The sequence below is a fragment of the Herpetosiphonaceae bacterium genome (genome assembly GCA_036374795.1).
In the GTDB taxonomy this organism is placed as follows: Bacteria; Chloroflexota; Chloroflexia; order Chloroflexales; family Kallotenuaceae; genus LB3-1.
Genome location: DASUTC010000369.1, coordinates 1 through 6,949, shown reverse-complemented (window position 1 = coordinate 6,949; position 6,949 = coordinate 1). Strand labels below are relative to the sequence as shown.

The 6,949-nt window shown below is 62.9% G+C and carries 7 protein-coding genes; 5 read left to right on the top strand and 2 right to left on the bottom strand.

All coding sequences use genetic code 11. From position 1 onward, the window contains the following. Nucleotides 1–312 (top strand): response regulator transcription factor (locus tag VFZ66_29940; protein ID HEX6293440.1); only part of this gene is annotated, 312 nt, incomplete at its 5' end. A 92-nt stretch (nt 313–404) separates the two neighbouring features. Here the strand turns inward: VFZ66_29940 and VFZ66_29935 are convergent. Beyond that, entirely contained in the window at nt 405–986 is a 582-nt protein-coding gene (locus VFZ66_29935; protein HEX6293439.1) for a PIN domain-containing protein, read from the bottom strand. Between the two features lie 97 nt (nt 987–1,083). Between VFZ66_29935 and VFZ66_29930 the strand changes: the two genes are divergently transcribed. From VFZ66_29930 to VFZ66_29915, 4 genes are all read left to right on the top strand, one after another. Beyond that, nucleotides 1,084–1,752 (top strand): Uma2 family endonuclease, encoded by a 669-nt coding sequence (locus tag VFZ66_29930; GenBank protein ID HEX6293438.1) that lies wholly within the window; start codon nt 1,084–1,086, stop codon nt 1,750–1,752. Nucleotides 1,753–1,838: 86 nt separating this feature from the next. Continuing rightward, a complete protein-coding gene (locus VFZ66_29925; GenBank protein ID HEX6293437.1) occupies nt 1,839–3,368 on the top strand; it encodes an amidohydrolase in 1,530 nt (509 codons plus the stop codon). Beyond that, nucleotides 3,365–3,895 carry a GNAT family protein gene (locus VFZ66_29920; GenBank protein ID HEX6293436.1) on the top strand — a complete coding sequence of 177 codons (531 nt, stop codon included), beginning with the start codon at nt 3,365–3,367 and terminating at the stop codon, nt 3,893–3,895. Before VFZ66_29925 ends, VFZ66_29920 begins: the two co-directional genes overlap by 4 nt. Nucleotides 3,896–3,940: 45 nt before the next feature. Continuing rightward, complete coding sequence (locus VFZ66_29915) at nt 3,941–5,929, top strand: amidohydrolase (protein ID HEX6293435.1); 1,989 nt, start codon at nt 3,941–3,943, stop codon at nt 5,927–5,929. Nucleotides 5,930–6,067: 138 nt separating this feature from the next. Here VFZ66_29915 and VFZ66_29910 read toward each other — a convergent pair. Beyond that, nucleotides 6,068–6,949: DMT family transporter (locus VFZ66_29910; protein ID HEX6293434.1), on the bottom strand; the 882-nt coding region annotated here is incomplete at its 5' end.

The window sequence follows — 6,949 nt, the reverse complement described above, 5'->3', positions numbered from 1 at the left end:
GAGCTAGCCTCGGCCAACGAGGAGGGCGCGCAGCTCTTCGCGCCGCTCACCAGCCGCGAGATCGAGATCCTCGACTGTATCGCGCGGGGCATGTCCAACAAAGAGATCGCGTCTCAGCTTTCGATCAGCGGCCAGACGGTGAAAAATCATATCACGTCGATCCTCTCGAAGCTCCAGGTCAACGATCGAACGATGGCGGTGATCTTCGCGATCCAGAAAGGCTGGATCAAGATGGGTGCCGAGAAGGGTCCCGAAGGCGACACCAAGCAGCCAGCGCGCAAGCGCGGCGGCACGACGCCTGCCGCGAAGTAGCATCTCTCCGAATCGCTCAGGGCACGTGGACGCGGTCTACGTGCCCTGATGTGCTTTTAAGATGATCAGCAGCGCGCAGTTCCATCAAGGCGCTACGCGGGCAGCGCGTAGGAAATCCTGGTGTCTTTGACGGTGATGATGCCCTGCTTTTGCAGCTCGCGCAAAAGCGACGCTACTTCTTCTTCGGAGAGCTGCTTCTGAAAGAGAGCGTTGATCGTGCTGGATAGCGTCTTAACGGTTCGCGGCTTCGCAGAGCCGCGCTGCTGAAGGTTGGTGACGATGACCGCCAACTTCTCGGCTGGTGACTTTGAATTTGCCGCCCTCACAATTGGAATATCGCAGACATCCGGCGAGCGACAGGCCTGCACCTTTTTGCTCTTGAGGTGTTGTATGAGCGGGTCGAAGCCCGTATCTTTTGAGATGATGTGGAAATAGGCGTCTGGCTCGCGGGCTGCTAATTGGCCGATATAAAACGCGATGTGGAAGTCTAGCGCGTTGGAGCCGTTACCGGAGATCTTGACGTACTCGCCTCGTGAGCCCATGCGTTGCAGGACCGATGCTACCTCGAACGTGATTTTCGCCTGGCCGCTGCCGACGAAGACGATCACCTTAAAGTGCTCTTGATCGAGCGCCATCAGCGCCGCAGGCTGCACGTTCTCGTAGTCGATCAGCACGTAGTTGGTTTTCAAGCGCACTCCCTTGCCTGGAATCGTAACGCTCCAGTCGTATCATCACTGTATAGGATCTTCGGGAGTGGACATCAACACACAGATGTACGGCTTTCCGGCGTCCTTATGGCTCAGAAACAATTGTGCATTAGATGGATACGTGCGATCTCAGAGCGGACCAGCAAACTCATATGCTACAATACCGACACGAGGTGAAATTATGGCAACTGTCCTCAAACTGATAACAGCCGACGATCTATTGCAGATGCCCGACGACGGCTTTCTGTACGAACTCGTCCGAGGAGAACTGCGCCGCATGTCGCCTGGAAGCTTTCGTCACGGAAAAATTATTATCAATGTTACGCTCTCGTTAGGTCAACACGTCCGGGAGCAGCGGCTTGGTGACGTGTTTGCAGCCGAGACAGGATTCAAGCTGGCCTCTGATCCAGATACCGTGCGCGCTCCCGACGTAGCCTTTGTGCGGCGTGAGCGCATCGAAGCGGTGGGCGATGTAGGAGGATTCTGGCCCGGCGCGCCCGATCTTGCCGTCGAGGTTATTTCGCCCCATGACCTGTACACCGAAGTCGAAGAGAAGGTCATCGAATTTCTCAACGCGGGCACCGGCATGATGCTGGTAGTGAATCCGCGCAAGCACACCGTAACGGTCTATCGCGCCATGGCCGACATCAGCATCCTGACCGAGGACGATACCATCGAGGGCGAGGACGTGGTGCCTGGCTGGAGCTTGCCCGTACGCGATGTTTTCGCCTAAATGACGATCCTCACCCGGTCCCCGACATTCAAGCCTGACACTCGGCCCCACTTTGCAGCAGCCGCCGCCTGCGCTACAATGGCGCTATGAGCGACCTGCTGGTTACCAACGCCCAGATCATCACGCTTGATCCCCAACGGCCCCACGCCACCATGCTGCTCGCGCGCGACGGGCGGATCGTCGCCCTGGACGACGCCGTGCCCCACGCGCCCGATGTGCCGACCTACGATCTCGGCGGCAAAACCGTCGTGCCGGGCTTTATCGATAGCCACGTGCATTTTCTGTGGACCGGCGTGCAGCAGTTTGCGCTGGACTTTCACGGCGTTGCCAGCGTTGGCGAGGTTCAGGCGCTCGTCGCAGCACGGGCTGCCGCACTGCCAGCCGGACATTTGATTATGGGGCTGCTGCTCGACCATGAGGCGTTTCCCAACGGCCCGCCGACCGCCGCTGATCTCGATGCCGCCGCGCCCGATCATCCGGTGATCATCAAAGGCCACACCGGCCACCTGACGATCGCCAGCACCAGCGCCATGCAGCAGCTTGGCATCGGCCCGCACATCGGCGGCTGGAGCGCGCACGGTATGCTCGTAGGCGCGGCCAACACCGCGACCGCCTGGAGCGTTCCGGCGGACTTTGCCGCGCAGATCGGCTGGGCTAAGGTCTTTGGCACCGCCGCAGCGGATGCCGCCCGCGTCGGCATCACCACGATCCACGCCCTCGAAGGAGCCGACCGGCCCCAGGATTCGGGCGTGGATGCGCTGCTGGCGCACGCGCCACAGTTGCCCGTGCGGATCGTGCTCTACTGGCAGACCACGCACGTAGACGCGGTGCGGCGGCTCGGATTGCCGCGCATCGGCGGCTGCATCTGGATCGACGGCGACTTCAGCCCGCACACGGCGGCGCTCAAGCAGCCCTATGCCGATCGACCCTGCACCTGCGGCGAGCTGTACTTCTCCGACGAGCGGCTGCAAGCCTTCGTGGACGCCGCCCACGATGCCGGGCTCCAGATCGCGCTGCACTGCGTGGGCGACGCGGCGGTCGATCAGGTGTTGCGCGCCTACGGTCGAGCATTGGAGCGCCACCCACGCGCCGATCATCGCCATCGTGTCGAGCACTTCGAGATCTACGACGCCGATCTGCTGCGGGCGGCGCGCGAGCTGGGCGTGTCGGCGGCGATCCAGCCCGCGTTCGACGGCTACTTCGGCGGCATCGCCAACAACGCCCGCTATCTGGGCTGGGAGCGTGCCCGCCGCGCCGATCCGATCGCCACCTTCGACCGCCACGGCATTCCGATCGGCGGCGGCTCCGACAGCACCGTAACGCCGCTCGGCCCGCTCTACGGCATGCACTGCGCCGTCAACCACTCTAACCTCGACGAGCGCGTATCCGCCGAGCGGGCGCTGCGGCTGTGGACGATCGACAGCGCGCGGCTGGCATTCGAGGAGGCCGACAAGGGCACGCTTGAGCCGGGCAAGCTGGCCGATCTGGTGGTGCTCGACGCCGATCCGCTGCGCGTGCCACCCCAGACGATCAAAGAGATTGGCGTGGTGCTGACTGTGATGGACGGCAAAGTCACCTACGCGCGCGACGGCGCCGCCCAGGAGCAGCAACGATGATCGAAGGCAGCCGCATCAACCTGCGCGCCCGCGAAGACGACGACGCTGCGGCGTTTCATCGCTGGTTCAACGATCCCGAAGTCACGCGCTTCCTGGGACAGCCCTTTCCGGCGATCTCGATGAGCCAGCAGCGCGCCTTTATCCAGTCGCTCAACGACGATCGCAGCCGACGCGCCTACTCGATCGTGCTCAAAGACGGCACGCTGATCGGCAACTGCGAGCTTCGGTCGTTCGACTGGACCGCGCGCTCGTGCGAGCTGGGGATCGCCATCGGCGAGAAAGACTACTGGGGCCAGGGCTACGGCGGCGAGGCCGTGGCGCTGCTGCTGCGGATCGGCTTTGAAGGACTCAACATGCATAAAGTCTGGCTAACCTGCGCGGCGTACAATGAGCGTGGGCTGCGCACCTACCGGCGGATCGGGTTCCGCGAGGATGGGCGGCTGCGCGATGATCGCTTCATCGACGGGTGCTACCACGACACGATCGTGATGAGCATCCTCGTAGACGAGTGGCGCGCGACCACGTAGGTGTAGCCCAGGTAACGCCGCGCTGATGTGAATCAAGGAGGCTATGTGGAAGAACGAATTGATCTGCTGCTGACCGGCGGCACGGTTGTGACGATGGATGCCGACGGCGCGGTGCTCAACGATGGCGCGGTCGCGATTCGTGGCCGCGAGATTGTGGCGGTCGGGACAGCCGCCGAGCTTGCAGGACGCTACACTGCCGCCGAGACGGTCGATTGTAGCGGCTGCGCGATCATGCCGGGGCTGATCAACGCCCACGCGCACGTACCGATGAGCCTGCTGCGCGGATTGGTCGCCGATGTGCAGCTCGATGTCTGGCTGCTGGGCTATATGTTCCCGGTCGAGTCGAAGTTTGTCACGCCCGAATTTAGCTACGTCGGCACACGGCTAAGCTGCGCCGAGATGATCAAAAGCGGCGTGACGACCTTCGTCGACATGTACTATTTCGAGGACGAGGTCGCGCGGGCGGCGGACGAGTCGGGCATGCGCGCGATCTGCGGCGAGTCGGTGATGCGCTTCCCCACGCCCGACGCCGCAAGCTACGACGAAGGACTTGAATATACCCGTCAGTTTATGGCGAAGTGGCGCGGACACGACCGCATCATCGCGACGGTCGCGCCGCACGCGCCGTACACCTGTACCGACGAGATCTATCATGCGGCTGTGGAGCTGGCCCGCGAGTTCGACACGCCGCTGGTGACGCATCTCGCGGAGACGGCGCGTGAGGTCAAAGAAAGCCTTCAGGAGCGCAAGCTCTCGCCGGTCGCCTATGCCGAGAGCGTCGGCGCGTTCGATGTCAAAGCCATTGCCGCGCACTGCGTCCACACCGACGAGCGCGACTGGGCGATCCTGACGCTGCATCGGGTCGGCGCAGCGCCCTGCCCGTCGTCGAATCTCAAGCTGGCGAGCGGCATCGCGCCCTTCGCGGGGATGCTGGCTGCGGGCGTCCATCTAGGCATCGGCACCGACGGTCCTGCCAGCAACGACGACCAGGACCTTCTGACCGAGGTCCATCTGGCGGCGATGCTGCCCAAGGGCGTTAGCGGCGATCCGACCGTCGTTCCGGCGCGGCAGGCGTTGGCGCTGGCAACGTCGCTTGGCGCGAAGGCGGTCCATCTCGATCACCTGATCGGCTCGCTGGAGCCCGGCAAGCGCGCCGACATCATCGTGCTCGACCTGCGCGGCGCGCACTCGTCGCCGCACTACACCTACGCCGCAGACGCGATCTATAGCCAGATCGTCTATAGCGCGCATACCAGCGACGTGCAGCACGCGCTGGTCGATGGCCGCTTCTTGCTGCGCGACCACCAACTGCTCACGCTGGACGAGGCCCGGATCAAGCGCGAGGCGCAGGTCATCGCCGATCGGATCAACGAGTTCTTGATCGCGCGCGAGGTCAACCTGCTCGATAAGATCGTGGCGATCGGCGGCGTGCAGCAGGACGAGATCTTCGAGGTGCAGGTCAAGGCGCGGATCGAGGATGCCGACGCAATTACGGCAGCGCTGGACGGGCCGGAGTTTACCATTACCAAGCCCAGCGAGCGCACCCAGTACGATACCTACTTCTTGTTCCACGACGCCGCGCGTGGCCGCGTGCGCTACCGCGAAGATCACCGGCACGATCCGGGCGCGCGACTCGACCCCAAGTACACGCTCATGCTGACTGTGCCAGCCGCCGAGCGCGACGACTTTCCACACGCGGCGGTGCTCTCACGCGCGCGCTACACCGCGCCCGCCGATCGCTCGCTGCGCTTCTATCGCGAGTACTTCCAGCCCGATCAGATCGTCGAGACTGAGAAGCACCGGCGGCGCTGGCGGGTGATCTACAAGGACGAGGACTTTGCGATCAATATCGATCAGCTGGTTGGAGGTGTGGAGCCGGGGCTCTACCTGGAGATCAAAAGCCGAACTTGGTCGCTGCGCGATGCCGAGCATAAGGCCAACCTGATCGGCGAGATGTTGCAGCACTTCGGCGTGCCTGAGGATCATCTGGTCAAGAAGGAGTATGTCGAGCTACAAGATACGGAAGTGGCCTAGCAACAAGAACAAAGAGCAGAGGAGAGACGAGAATTCAACTTTGAACTCGAAGCTCCAAGCTCGAAACTCGGAACTACGCAGCCAGACGACCGAATCCCTAAGGGCACGCCCCAGGCGTGTCCTTCTCGCGAATCCGGATCAGCGCTGTTGCACGGGCGGCACCGCCGGAACTACGGCTTCCTTTTCCTTGCGGCGAAATAATCGATCCGCTCCGCCATTGACGATCAGCACGCCCAGCAGCACGATCACCAGCGCGCCGACGATCCGGGGCGTGATCGGCTCGCCCAGCACGCGGCTCCACATCAAGCCGGTGATCGGCAGCAGATATGTCACCTGCGCGGTGCGCGTCGCGCCGACCTGAGTCATAAGCTGGAAGTACATGAGGATCGCCAGCGCCGTGCCCAGGATGCTCAGCGTCGCCAGCGCGCCAAGCGCCGAGGCCGAGGGCGCGAGCGTGTGCCAGGGCTGCTCGACCACGACGATCACCGGGATCGTCCAGAGCGCTCCGAACAACATCTGGCCGGTCGCAAGCTGGAGCGAGTGCATATCCTTGAGCCGCCGCCGTGCCCAGGTGTTGCTCAGGCCATAGCAAAAGGCGGCGGTGACACAGGCGATCTCGCCGGGCGCGTAGCGCTTGCTCAGGCTCTGCGCGCCGCTGAGATTTTCGGAAAAGAGATAAACAATGCCCAAAAAGCCGATCACGATACCCAGCGAGCGCAGCGCCGACAGCCGCTCCTCACGCACAAACAGCCAGATCAGAATTACCGTAAACAACGGCGTTGTCGCGTTGTAGATCGAGATCAGATTGCTATCGACATACTTTCCGCTCCACGAGAAGAGGAAGTAGGGGATCGACGCATTCAACAGGCCGAGCACCGCCAGCTCGGACCAGCGCGACCACGGGAAGATGCGGCCCTGCTGCTTCAAAACAATGTACAGCAACAGCGCCGCCGTGCCAAGCCGCAGCCCGACGAGCGTCAGTGGTGGAAAGTTGTAGGGCGCGTCCGGGGTTTGAACCGC